The organism is Pseudomonas sp. GL-RE-29 (assembly GCF_019947275.1).
GTDB lineage: Bacteria > Pseudomonadota > Gammaproteobacteria > Pseudomonadales > Pseudomonadaceae > Aquipseudomonas > Aquipseudomonas fluorescens_A.
Genome location: NZ_JAGYGD010000036.1, coordinates 1 through 14998 on the forward strand (window position 1 = coordinate 1; position 14998 = coordinate 14998).

General features: G+C 58.4%; 14 protein-coding genes and 1 pseudogene. 11 read left to right on the forward strand and 4 right to left on the reverse strand.

Going from position 1 to position 14998, the window contains the following annotated elements:
* From KGB21_RS24115 to KGB21_RS24140, 6 genes and pseudogenes are all read left to right on the forward strand, one after another.
* Positions 1-309, forward strand: a 309-nt coding sequence (locus KGB21_RS24115; RefSeq protein ID WP_223506940.1) for a DUF3274 domain-containing protein, incomplete at its 5' end; no start/stop codon positions are given.
* Complete coding sequence (locus tag KGB21_RS24120; protein ID WP_317846740.1) at positions 306-1991, forward strand: DUF2875 family protein; 1686 nt, start codon at positions 306-308, stop codon at positions 1989-1991. The genes KGB21_RS24115 and KGB21_RS24120, both read left to right, overlap by 4 nt.
* A 49-nt stretch (positions 1992-2040) precedes the next feature.
* Positions 2041-3478: pseudogene (locus KGB21_RS24125) on the forward strand (DUF2875 family protein); the annotation flags it as partial.
* Entirely contained in the window at positions 3475-3744 is a 270-nt protein-coding gene (locus tag KGB21_RS24130; RefSeq protein WP_223506941.1) for a PAAR domain-containing protein, read from the forward strand. The pseudogene KGB21_RS24125 and the gene KGB21_RS24130, both read left to right, overlap by 4 nt.
* 223 nt (positions 3745-3967) lie before the next feature.
* A complete protein-coding gene (locus tag KGB21_RS24135; RefSeq protein WP_223506942.1) occupies positions 3968-4162 on the forward strand; it encodes a hypothetical protein in 195 nt (64 codons plus the stop codon).
* Between the two features lie 115 nt (positions 4163-4277).
* Positions 4278-4469 carry a hypothetical protein gene (locus KGB21_RS24140; RefSeq protein ID WP_223506969.1) on the forward strand — a complete coding sequence of 64 codons (192 nt, stop codon included), beginning with the start codon at positions 4278-4280 and terminating at the stop codon, positions 4467-4469.
* Here the strand turns inward: KGB21_RS24140 and KGB21_RS24145 are convergent.
* Positions 4466-5527, reverse strand: coding sequence for an AI-2E family transporter (locus tag KGB21_RS24145; protein ID WP_034149936.1), 1062 nt, complete (start codon positions 5525-5527; stop codon positions 4466-4468). The two genes, KGB21_RS24140 and KGB21_RS24145, sit on opposite strands and share 4 nt — an antisense overlap.
* A 163-nt stretch (positions 5528-5690) precedes the next feature.
* Between KGB21_RS24145 and yegQ the strand changes: the two genes are divergently transcribed.
* Positions 5691-7016 carry a tRNA 5-hydroxyuridine modification protein YegQ gene (gene yegQ / locus KGB21_RS24150; RefSeq protein WP_223506943.1) on the forward strand — a complete coding sequence of 442 codons (1326 nt, stop codon included), beginning with the start codon at positions 5691-5693 and terminating at the stop codon, positions 7014-7016.
* Positions 7017-7201: 185 nt separating this feature from the next.
* On the opposite strand, the gene KGB21_RS24155 is transcribed toward yegQ, so the two are convergent.
* Positions 7202-8065, reverse strand: coding sequence for a LysR family transcriptional regulator (locus tag KGB21_RS24155; RefSeq protein ID WP_034149934.1), 864 nt, complete (start codon positions 8063-8065; stop codon positions 7202-7204).
* Positions 8066-8160: 95 nt separating this feature from the next.
* Here KGB21_RS24155 and KGB21_RS24160 point away from each other — a divergent pair, with 95 nt between their 5' ends.
* Complete coding sequence (locus tag KGB21_RS24160; RefSeq protein WP_223506944.1) at positions 8161-9069, forward strand: DMT family transporter; 909 nt, start codon at positions 8161-8163, stop codon at positions 9067-9069.
* A 145-nt stretch (positions 9070-9214) separates the two neighbouring features.
* On the opposite strand, the gene KGB21_RS24165 is transcribed toward KGB21_RS24160, so the two are convergent.
* Entirely contained in the window at positions 9215-9925 is a 711-nt protein-coding gene (locus tag KGB21_RS24165; protein WP_034149932.1) for a FadR/GntR family transcriptional regulator, read from the reverse strand.
* A 300-nt stretch (positions 9926-10225) separates the two neighbouring features.
* Between KGB21_RS24165 and KGB21_RS24170 the strand changes: the two genes are divergently transcribed.
* From KGB21_RS24170 to ampC, 3 genes are all read left to right on the forward strand, one after another.
* Positions 10226-11551, forward strand: coding sequence for an MFS transporter (locus KGB21_RS24170; RefSeq protein ID WP_263386313.1), 1326 nt, complete (start codon positions 10226-10228; stop codon positions 11549-11551).
* A gap of 12 nt (positions 11552-11563) precedes the next feature.
* Positions 11564-12910 carry a glucarate dehydratase gene (gene gudD / locus KGB21_RS24175; RefSeq protein ID WP_223506946.1) on the forward strand — a complete coding sequence of 449 codons (1347 nt, stop codon included), beginning with the start codon at positions 11564-11566 and terminating at the stop codon, positions 12908-12910.
* Positions 12911-13102: 192 nt separating this feature from the next.
* Positions 13103-14260, forward strand: a complete 1158-nt coding sequence (gene ampC, locus KGB21_RS24180; RefSeq protein WP_223506947.1) for a class C beta-lactamase — start codon at positions 13103-13105, stop codon at positions 14258-14260.
* Positions 14261-14420: 160 nt separating this feature from the next.
* Here the strand turns inward: ampC and KGB21_RS24185 are convergent, their stop codons facing one another.
* Positions 14421-14972, reverse strand: coding sequence for a DUF4174 domain-containing protein (locus KGB21_RS24185; protein WP_223506948.1), 552 nt, complete (start codon positions 14970-14972; stop codon positions 14421-14423).
* Positions 14973-14998: the final 26 nt, after the last annotated feature.

The following is a 14998-nucleotide window of genomic DNA, read 5'->3' on the forward strand; positions in this document are numbered from 1 at the left end:
ATTCTGCGCAGCCCGGAAAACCAGCGTTGGGTGACGGCGATGGACATTGCCATTGGCCAGGCGCACTGCCTCGATAATCCGTTCATGCGTGAGGTGTTGGTGGCGATTGCGGATTGGAAGATGGACAAAACACTATTCGATCAAGTCGGACGATTACCAGGATGGTCACGACTTAGTGCTGAGGCCCAGTTGTTAGTAAGGGCCAGTCATTTGTATTACGACAAAGGCACTTTTCCACCATCCGACCTGGTCTCTCTAACACCGCCCTCTCTGCTTGCTGGCGCCTCAAAAAAAGGAGGGGCCTTGTGAGCAATCCTCAACACCGAACCCGGACTTTACCGAAACTCAAACCCTACCTCTGGATCGTCGGTGTTCTGCTGATCCTTTGGCTCGGCTTCGTCTGGCTTGTCCAAATCAAGGCACAGGAACTCAATATGGAACTGCGTGACATGAACCCGGTAATGCGCTGGGGGATCGCCGCTATCGTGAGCCCGATGTTGCTGATCTTCAGCGTTCACTGGTGGGGCAAAGCCGTGGCCAGTGAAAAGGCGGGGCTTGCCGCTTACAAAGCCGACGTCAAGACGAAAATCGCCGAGCGGCAGGCCACCCAAATGCGGACTTATGCCTTGGAAATTCGGGGGGTGGGGCTGGCTGTTGATGATTGGCATCAATCATCGATATGGAGAGAAACAAAAAAAACGAACAACAACTTCACTTCAATCTATCCACGAGACCCTAAGGATTACGATTCTTCTTTGAGTTCTCGGAAAATCACGAGGGATATTAATATACGAGTTACGTTCAAGCATTCAGCAAGCGGGTCAGTAGCGTACTGGCCAAACCCGGTGTTTTCCATCGCGCCGCCCAAGCAACCGTCAGATACAGGAGCTGCGGATAATATTCTCAACGGGCGCAACGCCGCCACGCTCGGAGTCACGCTGTTTTTGTGGCAAGACGCAGAAAACACAACCCATGCCCAGGGGATGATCGAGCGATTGTTCCAATTCTTTGATGAAAACCCCGAAGTGCCCCAAGCCTTGATTGTGAGCGAGGATGGCGACGTCACGCGAGACGGATTGCGGGTTATAGGAACCCCGGGATTGCAGAACGGCCATGTCGTCCCTACGGTCTACGAGAGCATGGCCGGGTTGCTGGTCACCCGTTCGGATCGCGTGGATCGGTATATTCGTCGCTATGCCACCCATGAGGCTGAGGACAATCAGAACAAAAACACAGATTTGGGCAAACTCTGGGCTTTCTATTGGGACCGTGATCGAGCATTTACTGATTGGTACGAGACCGCAGCACGTGCCAATGCAGCGGAGGCACCCTATGCGCCTACCACCATATCCACCGCCTACTGGCAATCCCAACTCCCCACTCTCTGGCAAACCATCAGCAACCGCGGCCCCGGAGAGTTCGAACCTTCCCCATGGCTACCCATCCGTTGGGCCCAGCACCAAGTCAAAGAGTTCGACGCCGCACCGGTGCTGGGTTACCTGCACCGCCCGATCAAGGTCTCGATGCAGGATGAAAACGGCAAACGGCTCAAACCGGCATTGCAGGCCAAGGCGCTGCAAGCCGGGTGGTTGCAGGCGCTGGATACCTTGCCCGAAGGGGATAAGCCCGTGCGCGTGTTTTACGACACCACCGATAATCAAGAGGCTGAAATCGCCCTGACCCTTGCCTTGCACAGCCTGAATAAAGACGGCCATGGCATCGAGTTGGGAAATGTCGACGAGGGTTACAACATCGGACGACGCTTGGGCAATACCGGGGTCAGCAGCGCGCTGGTGGAAATCAACCTGGCCACCATCGCCAGCTACCTCGACGGTGGAACCAGTGCGGTGGTTTACGCCGGTGCAGACGGCAGCCTGACGGTACAAATGATCCGCCCACCGGACGCGGCGCGCAAAGAGAAGAACAGCGAGAACCGTGGCGCCGACCCGTTCAAGTTCGGCTCCCCTAGCGGTGGCGCACCTAGAACATGAATCGCCCCAACGCACAGGAACTTAACATGGTACTGCGTGACATGAACCCGATACTGCCGCTTACAAAGCCAACGTCATGGCGCAAATCGCCGAGCAGCAGGCCACGCAAGCGCGGACTTATGCGTTGGAAATCCGGGGCGTGGGGCTTGGGATTTACCAGGATCACCAATCCCAAATCTGGCAGTCCATCAAGAATAAAAACAATAACTTTGCTTCGATTTACTCAAGAGATCCCAAGGATTACACGGACTCGCTGGACTTCAGAATGATCAGTAGGGATATCAAAATCCGCGTTGCCTTCAAACATTCGGCAGGCGAATCAGTAGCGTATTGGCCAATCCCTGTGTTTTCCATCGCGCCGCCCAAGCAACCGTCAGATACAGGGGCTGCGAGTAACATTCTTAACGGTCGCAATGCCGCCACACTCGGGGTCACGCTGTTTTTGTGGCAGGACGCCGAAAACACAACCCATGCTCAGGGCATGATCGAGCGATTGTTCCAGTTCTTTGATGACAACCCCGAAGTGCCCCAGGCCTTGATTGTGAGCGAGGATGGCGACGTCACGCGAGACGGTTTGCGGGTCGCAGGCACTCCCGGGTTACAGAACAACCAAGTCGTCCCGACGATATACGAAAGCATGACCGGGTTGCTGGTCACCCGATCGGATCGGGTGGATCGGTATATTCGCCGCTATGCCACCCACGAGCGTGAGGACAATCAGAACAAAAGTACTGATTTGGGCAAGCTATGGGCGTTTTATTGGGAACACTCGCCTAAGTTCAGAAAAGTATATGAAGAAGGCAAGCGCGCCGAGGGTATTAAGCATCCCTATGGCCCCGGCACCATGTCCACCGCCTACTGGCAATCCCAACTCCCCGCCCTCTGGAAAACCATCAGCAACCGCGGACCAGGAGAATTCCAACCCTCGCCCTGGCTGCCCATCCGCTGGGCCCAGCACCAGGTCAAAGAGTTCGACGCCGCGCCGGTGCTGGGTTACTTGCACCGCCCGATCAAGGTCTCGATGCAGGATGAAAACGGCAAACGGCTAAAACCGGCGTTGCAGGCCAGGGCGCTGCAGGCAGGCTGGTTACAGGCTCTGGGTACCTTGCCCGAAGGGCAGAAACCGGTGCGGGTATTCTATGACACCACTGACAACCAGGAAGCAGAGTTCGCCCTGACCAACGCCTTGCACAGCCTGAATACCGACGGCCATGGTATCGACCCGGGCAATGTCGACGAGGGTTACAACATCGGACGACGCCTGGGCAATACCGGGGTCAGCAGCGCACTGGTGGAAATCAACCTGGCCACCATCGCCAGCTACCTCGACGGTGGAACCAGTGCGGTGGTTTACGCCGGTGCAGACGGCAGCCACGGTACAAATGATCCGCCCACCGGACGCGGCGCGCAAAGAGAAGAACCGCGAGAACCGTGGTGCCGACCCGTTCAAGTTCGGTTCCCCTAACGGAGGAGTAGCCAGACCATGAGTCATCCTGTCTGCTTAGGGGATGCCACCAGCAGCAACGGCACCGTGGTTTCCTGCCAGCTTGAAGGCACGCACACCCTCAATGGGAGAACACCGGCGGTGTTGGGCGACAAGGCCAAGTGCCCGCTTCATCTGGGCGAATTTGCTTTTGTCGAGGGACATCCGCATCGGCGACTGAACGGTATTCCTGTCGTACTGCAGGGCCATCGACTGGCGTGCGGTTGTCATGGCATGGCCAGCCATGCCGAGAATGTACGGGTCACTTGAGTCATGTCGATTATCGGCTCGCTCTGTACGGGCATTTGGGAGTCCTGGTCTGAATACATTTCGCCGAGGTCGCTCTGGGGACAGCAGGCAATGCATAAATGGGCAAGATTGTCCCGACACTGTTTCTGCCTTGCGGCAGCCAACGGTCATATTTATGTCATGTCAGGTCCGCAAGCTTGGGCCTGTCCGCAAACAACAGGTTGATAACAACAAGGACGACCTCATGCCCACACAAAACCCGCACCGCATAGTCGGCCTGTGCACGTCGAGCAAGGTGTACAACGCCCTGACCGAACTCAAGCACCTGGAAGGTCATCGCAGCGCCAAGTTTCTTTCGTTGCTGACTCAGAACCTGGTGCGCAAAGGCCTGCTCAATGAGCAGGAAGTGGTTCAGATGCTTGATCAGGTGGTTGACTGAGCGACGAGCGGTCATCTGGCCTCAACGGCGTCAATGACCACTATCGAAAAGGTTGATTGTCCGAAAAATCGCTCGCCCCGTAAGGTAGCTCCATAGATCGATGGAGGTCCTTATGATGTCTCAAGTTCAGATCATGTCCGTTATCGGCAGCGCCGTTCCCGCTGCGCTCAGAGAGTCGGGATTGCTTGCCTGTTGGTACCTGGTACTGGACGGCGAACCCATCAGCGGTCCGCTCACCTCGTTGCCAGCCGCCCGGGAAATGTCACAGCGTGTCAGCACAGCCCAGACAGCCAAGCTCAGCGCCTAAGGCAGCTGAACCCGCGGTTTGGTTTCGATGAAAATCGCCCAGCTCGACATGAACAACGCGGCAATCAGCGGCCCGATCACAAAGCCATTGAGGCCGAAAACCGCCAGGCCACCAAGGGTCGAGATCAGGATCAGATAGTCCGGCATCTTCGTGTCCTTGCCCACCAGGATCGGTCGCAACACGTTGTCCACCAGGCCGATCACGAAAACCCCGAAAAGCCCCAGCACCACACCTTGCCAGATCGCCCCGGTGAACAGGAAAAACGCCGCCACCGGCGCCCAGACAATCCCCGCCCCCACCGCTGGCAGCAGCGATAGAAACGCCATCAGCACCGCCCAGAGCAATGCGCTCGGGATATCCAGAAACCAGAACATCAAACCACCCAGCGCGCCTTGTGTGATAGCCACCAGCAGGTTGCCTTTCACCGTCGCCCGCACTACGCGATTGAATTTGAGCTGCAAGCGGCGTTTCTGATGTTCCTGAAGCGGTACGGCGGAGCGAACTTTACGGGCCAGTTCGGCGCCATCCCGCAGAAAAAAGAACAGCAGGTAAAGCATGATGAAAAAGCTCACCACAAAATCGAACGTACCCTGGCCGACACTGAAGACCTGGGTGGCGACAAACTCATTGCCCGTCACCGCACTCTTGATGATTTTCTCCCGCAGCCCGTCCAGCTCCCCCACCCCGAACCGATCCAGCAAATGCTGAAAGTAGGTCGGCAAGCTGTGTTTGAAGTGCGTCACATACCCGGCGATGTCCAGTTCGCCGCTTTCGATGCTTTTGTATAGTGTCGCCCCTTCCTGAACCAGCAAAAAACTGAGGATGATCACCGGCAGGATCGCGATCACCAGGCAGATAGCCAGGGTCAGTAACGAGGTGACATTGCGCTGCCAGCCGAACTTCAATTGCATCCGGCGCTGCAACGGCGCGAAGAGAATGCCGAGGATCACCGCCCAGAACACCGCGCCGTAAAATGGCAGCAGAATCCAGATGAAAGCGATGCTCACCAGCCCCAGTAAAACCGCCAACGATTTGTCTTGTAGTGTCTCTTCGTTCATGTCCGATCCGTGTCAGTCCGTCGGAACGCAATGTTGCGTCCTGATGCTTAGGCCGCTACGGCTCGCGCGAGTGCCATCCGTTTGTTCATCAAGCATAGATCCAGATCAATAAACCTTCGGGACAAGGCGTTTACCCTCCGCAGCTTTTGCGAACGACGCCACCATGAACCTCATTGCTCCGGAACTGCTCGCCCCCGCGGGCACCCTGAAAAACATGCGTTATGCCTTCGCCTATGGCGCCGATGCCGTATACGCCGGCCAGCCGCGCTACAGCCTGCGAGTGCGCAATAACGAATTCGATCACGCCAACCTGGCCCTCGGCATTCGCGAGGCTCAGGCCCAGGGCAAGCGCTTTTATGTCGTGGTCAACATCGCCCCGCACAACGCCAAGCTCAAGACCTTCCTCAAGGATCTCGCGCCCGTCATCGCCATGGCGCCGGATGCGCTGATTATGTCCGACCCCGGCCTGATCATGCTGGTGTGCCGGCACTTCCCGCAGATGCCGATTCATCTTTCGGTGCAGGCCAACACGGTGAACTGGGCGAGCGTCGAGTTCTGGCAGCAACAGGGCTTGAGCCGGATCATCCTGTCGCGGGAACTGTCGCTGGAAGAAATCGCCGAGATCCGCCAACAGGTTCCGGCGATGGAGCTGGAGGTGTTCGTCCACGGCGCGTTGTGCATGGCCTACTCCGGCCGCTGCCTGCTCTCGGGCTACATGAACAAACGCGACGCCAATCAAGGCAGTTGCACCAACGCCTGCCGCTGGAAGTATTCAGCGCAACCCGCCACGGAAAATCAGCTGGGCGAGATCGTCCAACAGTTTCAGCCAGAACCGACCCTGGGCATCGGTGCACCCACCGAGCAAGTGTTTCTGTTGCAGGAAGCCAATCGCCCCGATGAACTGATGCCAGCCTTCGAAGACGAGCACGGCACTTACATCATGAACGCCAAGGACCTGCGCGCCGTGCAGCATGTCGAGCGCCTGACGCAGATGGGCGTGCATTCCTTGAAGATCGAAGGCCGGACCAAATCGCATTTTTATTGCGCGCGGACCACCCAGGTTTACCGTCGGGCCATCGACGATGCGGTGGCTGGTCGCGAGTTCGACCGCAGCCTGATGACCGATCTGGAATCCCTCGCTCAGCGCGGCTACACCGAAGGTTTTTTGCGCCGGCATGTGCATGACGAATACCAGAATTACCAGAACGGCAGCTCGGTCTCGGAGCGGCAGCAGTTTGTCGGTGAATTGACGGGGGAGCGGCGTGACCGGTTGGCGCAAGTGAAGGTGATAAACCGCTTTGAACTGGGCGATCACCTGGAACTGATGACCCCCAAGGGCAACTTCCACTTCGATCTGCACCAGTTGCAAAACATCCGCGGCGAATCGATCGAAGTCGCGCCGGGGGATGGGCATACGGTGTATCTGCCGATTCCGGATGCGGTGGACCTTGAGTTTGGCCTGCTGATGCGGGATGTCGGTGTGACCTGATCAATCCGCTTTCACGGCTGAAACGCAAAATTTTGCCAACACTTGATTCCCGTGGCGAGGGAGCTCGCTCCCGCTGGGCTGCGAAGCGGCCCCAAAATCACGCTTCGTATCACAGATTTTGCGGGTGCTTCGCGGCCGAGCGGGTGCAAGCTCCCTCGCCACAAAGACAAGCGTTCTCCAGTTGATTACGCAAACTCTTCGCGCAACATTTCCACAAACGCCTCTCGCGCCGGGTGCACCCCGGCGTTTTCGTGCCAGTAGAACAAGTTTTCGATGGCCGTCAGTTCGGGAAACTCATAACCCACGCAACCGGCGCCCTTGGCGTATTGATCGAACACGCCTTTGGGCACCAACGCCACGCCCGCCCCGGCGCTGACGCAGCCGACAATCGCGCCGTAACTGGCCAGGCTGACAATCGGCAACGCCTGCCCCTGGCGCAACAACCAATGCTCCAGCGCCGCACGGTACGGGCAACCCTGGGGCCACATGAACACGGTCTTGTCGTGCAAGTCCGCCATGTCACGCACCGGCCCCAACGACGTCGAGGCAATCAGCAGCAGGTCTTCGCGGTACATCGGCGTGCGCTTGAGGTGCGAGCGCTCGACATCCACCGCGACGATCGCGCCGTCGAGTCGGTGATTGAGCGTGTCATCAAGCAACTGGCCCCAAGTGCCCGTGGTCAGCTCAAGCGCCACGGCCGGGAATCGCTTGTGGAACTTGGCCAGCAAACGCGGCAAACGACCGGTGGCCGAAGATTCGATGGCGCCAATGCGCAAAGGCCCGGACGGCTCGGCTGCCGGGTCAACCGCGCGTTTGGCCTCGGCGGTCAGGGAGAGGATTTTCGACGCGTAGGCCAGGAAGGTCTGCCCCGACGGACTGATGCGCAACCCACGACCCTCGCGCAGAAACAGCGCGACGCCCAACTCCGCCTCCAATGACTTGATCCGCGCCGTGATGTTCGACGGCACGCAATGCAGCATTTCGGCCGCGCGGGCGATGCTGCCGACCTCGGCGACGGTCTTGAACATACGAATTTGTGCCAACTCCATACATCACCCAAAGTGAACAGTTAGCGCAGTATAAGTCAGTTGTAGCGAACGATCCGAGTTCTGATAATTCATGCAAATGCCTATCGGTGCACACCATGAATTCGCTCACGCCCTCCCCCGGTTCCCCGCTGAAAATTATCCTCGCCATGGCTTTTGTCGTGGCCTGCTGGGCTTACTCACCGAGCGGGATTCACATCGGTTTGCAGGCTTACGACCCGGTACACCTGGCATTGCTGCGCTTCTTGCTGGCGTCGGCGTTCATGGCGGTGGTCGCACTTCTCAAAGGCATTCGCCTGCCAAAACTTTGCGACTTGCCATTGCTGTTCGGGCTGGGTTTCTTTGCGGTGAGCCTGCATCACGTGGCAATCAACTTCGGTCAACAAGGCGTCAGCGCCGGAGCGTCCAGCGTGTTGGCGCAGACGACGCCTCTGTTCAGCACGTTGCTGGCGCGTTTCGTGTTCAAGGATCGAGTCAGCGTTTGGCGCTGGGGTTGCGTGCTACTGGGGCTGATCGGCGTGGTGATTGTCGTGGCGGGCGATCACGGCCTCGGCAGTATCGATGCCCACGGCTTGCTGATCCTGCTGGCGGCGCTGTCCTGGAGTCTCTACTTTGCGCTGCAAAAGCATCACACCGGACGTTACGACGGGCTGACGCTGGTGTGCTACACGGTCTGGTCCGGGACGTTGCTGTTGTTGGTGTTCCTGCCGGGGTTGGTGGATCAGGCGATGAATGCGCCGCTGCGGGTGCAGCTCGCGGTGTTTGCCTTGGGGATTTTTCCGAGTGCGCTGGCGTATCTGGCGTGGGCCTATGTACTGGCGCATGTTGACCTGAGCCGGGCGACGATGACGTTGTATCTGGTGCCGCCGACGGCGATGGTCATCGCGTCCTTTGCCCTCGGCGAAAGGCCGACGTTGATGGTGGGCGTGGGTGCGGTGATCGTATTGATCAGTGTGCTGGCGTTGAATCTGGAGCGCAGAGCGGTGGTTCGGGTAGCGCGGGCTTGATCAGCAGTTTGAGTTTAGGCATCTGACGACATCGCGGGCTTGCCCGCTCCCACAGGGTCCGAGGATGTACACAGAATATGTGAACAACCTCAATCCTTGTGGGAGCGGGCTTGCCCGCGATGAACGATGACTCGGTATCTGCCTCTCAACCGGGCGAAAACCTGTCCCGGCTGTTAGTCAGGTGCAACCACATCGCCGCCCGCGCCGCGTCCGGGTCCTGGCGCTTGATGGCGTTGAGAATCGCCTCGTGTTCGAGGTTGGCCAACTGCCCGAGCTTGCTCAAATCCACCGCCCCACGCTCGGTGGCGTTGACCCGGGTTCGTGGAATCATGGCGCTGCCCAGGTGCTGCATGATTTCGCTGAAGCACACATTGCCGGTGGCTTCGGCAATCAGTAGATGAAAGCGCCGGTCGGCCTCGACGCAACTGTCATTGTTGGCCAGCAGGTCTTGATAGTCGTCGAGCGCCTGGCGCATCTGCGCCAACTGTTGATCACTACGGCGCACGGCAGCCAGCGCCGCGGCCTGGGTTTCCAGGCCCATGCGCAACTCCAGGATGCTGCGCACCCCCAGCGCGGTATCGACGTTCAGTCGCAAGCCCTGCTCCGGCGCACGCTCAATGACAAACGTGCCGATGCCGTGACGGGTTTCCACCAAACCGGATGCCTGCAACTTCGAGATGGCCTCACGGACCACCGTGCGACTGACCCCGTGCTCCTGAACAATCGTGTTTTCCGACGGCAACTTGTCGCCGGGCAACATCTGACCGAGCAGGATGCTTTGGGTCAGCTTGGTCACCAAGTCATGGGCCAGATTGTGGCTGCGCTTGCGCGCAGGTGCGTCGAGATCTTCTTGCATGAAGGGAGTCCGAAAAACTTGGCTATCGAATCCTAGCACTGCGCTCCGCGGGAATCGTCATAAGAAATCGCACAACTTGTATGACAACACTCAACAAATAGAGGTTTTCAGCACAAAAAACGCAACCGCTGACTATAAAAAAACAATAAATAACGTCGAAAAATCCCGACGCCGTTGAACAAACAGGGTTGCAGGATAAAAAAATCAAGTTGTATGATGTCTATCAACAACGCAGCATCGTTACACCCCGCATAAAAACAACGAGTGGGAGAAAATGCAGTGAATACATCCGTCAACGGGATGGACAATGGTGCCGATTCGGTCCTGAAATCCGCGATCTCGAAAGTCAAACGTCACGTCCTGCCGCTATTCGTCATCATGTTCATCGTCAATTACATTGACCGCGTGAACATCGGTTTCGTCCGCGCCCACATGGAGCACGACCTGGGCATTGGCGCCGCCGCCTACGGCCTCGGTGCCGGTCTGTTCTTCATCGGCTACGCACTGTTCGAAGTGCCTTCCAACATCCTTCTGCAAAAAGTCGGCGCACGTATCTGGCTGACCCGCATCATGCTGACCTGGGGTCTCGTCGCGGCGGGCATGGCGTTCATCCAGAACGAAACCCACTTCTATATCTTGCGTTTTCTGCTCGGCGTAGCGGAGGCCGGGTTCTTCCCCGGTGTGATCTACTACTTCACCCGCTGGTTGCCCGGCGTAGAGCGTGGCAAGGCCATTGCGATTTTCCTCAGCGGTTCGGCGATTGCTTCGCTGATCTCCGGCCCGCTGTCTGGCTTGCTCCTGCAAATCAGCGGTTTTGGTATGCACGGTTGGCAATGGATGTACTTCATCGAGGGTATGTTCTCGGTGGGTTTGTGCGCCTTTGTCTGGTTCTGGCTGGACTCCAAACCACACGACGCCAAATGGCTGACCCGCGATGAGCAGGACGCACTGGTCAAGGCCATCGACGATGAACAACTGGCCCGCGAAGCTGCTACGCCGATCAAACCGTCGCTGGGCAAACTGCTCAAGGACCGGCAGATCATTTTGTTCTGCGTGATCTATTTCTTCATCCAGCTGACCATCTATGCCGCGACGTTCTGGTTACCGAGCATCATCAAGAAAATGGGTGATCTGAGCGACTTCCAGGTGGGGATGTTCAACTCGATTCCATGGCTGCTGTCGATCGTCGGCATGTACGCCTTCGCTTCGCTGTCGGCCAAGTGGAAACACCAGCAAGCCTGGGTCGCCGCCGCGCTCTTGATCGCCGCTGCGGGCATGTTCATGTCCACTACCGGCGGGCCGATCTTCGCTTTCGTTGCGATCTGCTTTGCTGCGCTGGGTTTCAAATCGGCGTCGTCGCTGTTCTGGCCGATTCCCCAAGCGTATCTGGATGCGCGCATCGCCGCAGGCGTCATCGCGCTGATCAACTCGGTGGGCAACCTCGGCGGTTTCGTCGCACCGACCACGTTCGGCCTGCTGGAAGAACGCACCGGTTCGATTCAGGGCGGGCTGTATGGCCTGGCCGCCACTTCGATCATCGCCGCGATCATTGTCTTCGCCGCGCGCAACAAGCCTAAAACCGCACCTGCCGTCGAATCGGCTGAAACTGCCCCTCGACACGCCTGAAAGGATAAAAAAATGAGCGCACAAGACACCGCCAAAGCCCCGATCATCACCAGCATGCAAGTTGTTCCGGTGGCCGGCCACGATGGCATGCTGCTGAACCTCAGCGGCGCCCACGGCCCGTTTTTCACCCGCAACATCGTGATCCTCCAGGACAACGCCGGCCACACCGGCGTCGGCGAAGTGCCGGGTGGCGAGCGTATTCGCCAGACCCTCGAAGACGCGCGCAGCCTGGTGGTTGGAAGCCCGATCGGCTCTTTTCAGAAGATCCTCAACCAGGTACGGCAGACCTTCGCCGACCGCGATGCCGGCGGCCGCGGCCTGCAAACCTTCGACCTGCGCATCACCATCCATGCCGTCACTGGACTGGAAGCGGCGTTGCTCGACCTGCTCGGCCAGCATCTGGACGTGCCCGTTGCCGCCCTGCTCGGCGAGGGCCAGCAGCGTGATGAAGTGAAGATGCTCGGTTATCTGTTCTATGTCGGTGACCGTAACCAGACCGACCTCGGCTACCGCAGCGAGCCGGACGCCGACAACGACTGGTTCCGCGTGCGTCACGAAAAAGCCATGACCACCGAGGCTGTAGTGCGCCTGGCCGAAGCGGCGCATTCGAAGTACGGTTTCAAGGACTTCAAACTCAAGGGCGGCGTGCTCAGCGGCGATGCGGAGATCGAAGCGGTCACCGCCCTGGCCGAACGTTTCCCAGACGCGCGCATTACCCTCGATCCGAATGGGGCCTGGTCACTCAAGGAAGCCATCCGCTTGTGCCGCGATCAGCACAATGTATTGGCCTACGCCGAAGACCCGTGCGGTGCGGAAAACGGTTACTCGGGCCGCGAAGTCATGGCTGAATTTCGCCGTGCTACGGGCCTGAAAACCGCGACCAACATGATCGCCACCGACTGGCGCGAGATGGGCCACGCGATCCAGTTGCAATCGGTAGACATTCCCTTGGCCGACCCGCACTTCTGGACGATGCAAGGCTCGGTGCGCGTGGCGCAGATGTGCCACGAATGGGGCCTGACCTGGGGCTCGCACTCCAACAACCACTTCGATATCTCCCTGGCGATGTTCACCCACGTCGCGGCGGCCGCACCGGGTGAAATCACCGCCATCGACACCCACTGGATCTGGCAGGACGGCCAGCGCCTGACCAAGGCACCGCTGCAAATCGTCGACGGCTGTGTGCAAGTGCCGCAGAAAGCGGGGCTGGGTATCGAACTGGACATGGATCAAGTGGCCAAGGCCCATGAACTGTACAAAGGCATGGGACTGGGCGCGCGGGATGACAGCGTGGCGATGCAGTTTTTGATCCCGGGATGGAAGTTCGATAACAAGTGTCCGTGCCTGGTGCGCGAATAATCCGGAAGACAACGCAATCCCCCTGTGGGAGCGAGCCTGCTCGCGATGACGGCAGCACATCCGGCAAAAAGGGTGGCTGATAAACCGCATCACGAGCAGGCTCGCTCCCACAGAGGTTTCTGCCCTCGTTATTTGTCGATCACCGTCGGATTGTCTACATTTGGCACCTTTAAAAATGCTGGGACACTGCCAATGACCGACAACATCACACTCACCCGCCTCAAGCGCCTTGCGGTGTGCGTAGCGATATTCGCCACAGGCCAAAGTGCTGCGCAGGAGCCGATTGAGACGCTTGTGAACGACGCCGTGCGACCAGTCATGCAAGCACAAGGCATCCCCGGCCTGGCGGTGGCCGTGACCATCAATGGCAAGCAGTACTACTTCAACTACGGGGTGACATCGAAAGAAACCCGACAACCCGTCACGCAAAACACCCTGTTCGAAATCGGTTCACTGAGCAAAACCTTTACCGCCACCCTCGCCGGCTACGCCGTGGCCAGCGGCAAACTGTCCCTGTCGGACACGGCCAGCCAAGTCCTGCCGGAACTGCGTGGCAGCGCATTCGACAGCATCAACGTATTGCAACTGGGCACGTACAGCGCCGGTGGCCTGCCGCTGCAATTCCCTGAAAGTGCCGATGCTCCGGACAAGATGCTCGGTTATTTCCAACAGTGGAAACCGGTCTATGCCGCCGGGACCCATCGGCAATATTCGAACCCCAGCCTGGGATTGTTCGGCTATCTGGCCGCCAAGAGCATGGGCGCGCCGTTTGATGAGGTGATGGAAAAGACCCTGCTGCCAAAACTCGGGCTGAAACACACGTTCCTGAAAGTGCCGCAGGATCAAATGGCGCTGTATGCCCAGGGCTATAACAAGGATGACAAACCGGTGCGAGTCGGGCCGGGAGCGCTGGACTCAGAGGCGTACGGAGTGAAAACCAGCGCCGCGGATATGATTCGCTACGTCGAGGCGAACATGAAACCGGCGCCACTGGAAAAACCGTTGCAGCAAGCCATCGCCATCACACACACGGGTTATTACACCGTGGGCAACATGACCCAGGGCCTGGGTTGGGAGTTCTACCACTATCCGGTCACCCTCGATCAATTGCTCGCCGGCAACTCATCGCAGATGGTCATGGAGGCTCATAAAGTAAAGTGGCTGAGCCCGCCAAGACCTCAAACGGAAAACGTGCTGGTCAATAAAACCGGCTCTACGGGTGGTTTCGGTGCCTATGTGGCGTACGTGCCATCGCGAGACATCGGTATCGTGATCCTGGCCAACAAAAACTACCCGATTGCGGAGCGGGTCAAAATCGCTCACACAATATTGAGCGCCCTGCCCCAATAAAACTCACCCGTGACTTGTGGCGAGGGAGCTTGCTCCCGTTGGGCTGCGAAGCAGCCCCGATCCGGTGAAGATGTCGCTATCAGCTGGCGACTGCTGCGCAGCCGAGCGGGAGCAAGCTCCCTCGCCACAAAGGAACTCACTAGAGAGATTCCGTGTTCAATCAATCATCCGGCATTTCCGGCGGTTTGACGGGTTTGCCCGGCTTTGCAGGTTTCGTACTTTTGGCGCCCTTGGCGGCCGGCTCGGCTGTCGCGGCGGGTACGACCGTTGGCGGCGGTGCGTCCTTCTCGGCTGCCGGCAGTTGATCGACAGCGGCGAACACTTCTTTCAGCTCGACGGGCCCTGACTGCTCAAGTTTCTTTTCGCCGTCCTTGCCCACCAGAATCACTTTGCTCTTCGACCCCGCACCCAACTTCAGCGAGCGGATCAATGCCGCCGTGTCCTGCGGCCCCAGGTCTTTGCCCTCACGCTGGCCCATCAGGTTGAGCACGGTGTACAGCACCATGTTTCTGTCGGTGAACGCTTTCTTGTTGTCCGGCTCTTCCAGCGATTTTTTGAGGCTGACCCACGTCGGGTCGACCGTGCTGGGAGCGATGACGATCAGTGGCCGCGCCCTGCCCTTGTCCATGTCCAGCGGTGAATCGCCATCGGCGGCGAACAGGGGGCTAACGACAGCCAGCAAGGTAGCCAGGGTCAGTGACCTGATGAGCATGCGCATCTCCTTTTGATATCCACGCT

What these genes read in the sequence shown, in the direction of transcription:
- gudD (WP_223506946.1), top strand. Translation starts at nt 11,564, where the DNA reads ATGAGCGCACAAGACACCGCCAAAGCCCCGATCATCACCAGCATGCAA.
- KGB21_RS24145 (WP_034149936.1), bottom strand. Translation starts at nt 5,527, where the DNA reads ATGAACGAAGAGACACTACAAGACAAATCGTTGGCGGTTTTACTGGGG.
- KGB21_RS24165 (WP_034149932.1), bottom strand. Translation starts at nt 9,925, where the DNA reads ATGCAAGAAGATCTCGACGCACCTGCGCGCAAGCGCAGCCACAATCTG.
- ampC (WP_223506947.1), top strand. Translation starts at nt 13,103, where the DNA reads ATGACCGACAACATCACACTCACCCGCCTCAAGCGCCTTGCGGTGTGC.
- KGB21_RS24155 (WP_034149934.1), bottom strand. Translation starts at nt 8,065, where the DNA reads ATGGAGTTGGCACAAATTCGTATGTTCAAGACCGTCGCCGAGGTCGGC.
- KGB21_RS24130 (WP_223506941.1), top strand. Translation starts at nt 3,475, where the DNA reads ATGAGTCATCCTGTCTGCTTAGGGGATGCCACCAGCAGCAACGGCACC.
- KGB21_RS24160 (WP_223506944.1), top strand. Translation starts at nt 8,161, where the DNA reads ATGAATTCGCTCACGCCCTCCCCCGGTTCCCCGCTGAAAATTATCCTC.
- KGB21_RS24140 (WP_223506969.1), top strand. Translation starts at nt 4,278, where the DNA reads ATGTCTCAAGTTCAGATCATGTCCGTTATCGGCAGCGCCGTTCCCGCT.
- KGB21_RS24135 (WP_223506942.1), top strand. Translation starts at nt 3,968, where the DNA reads ATGCCCACACAAAACCCGCACCGCATAGTCGGCCTGTGCACGTCGAGC.
- KGB21_RS24170 (WP_263386313.1), top strand. Translation starts at nt 10,226, where the DNA reads ATGGACAATGGTGCCGATTCGGTCCTGAAATCCGCGATCTCGAAAGTC.
- KGB21_RS24185 (WP_223506948.1), bottom strand. Translation starts at nt 14,972, where the DNA reads ATGCTCATCAGGTCACTGACCCTGGCTACCTTGCTGGCTGTCGTTAGC.
- yegQ (WP_223506943.1), top strand. Translation starts at nt 5,691, where the DNA reads ATGAACCTCATTGCTCCGGAACTGCTCGCCCCCGCGGGCACCCTGAAA.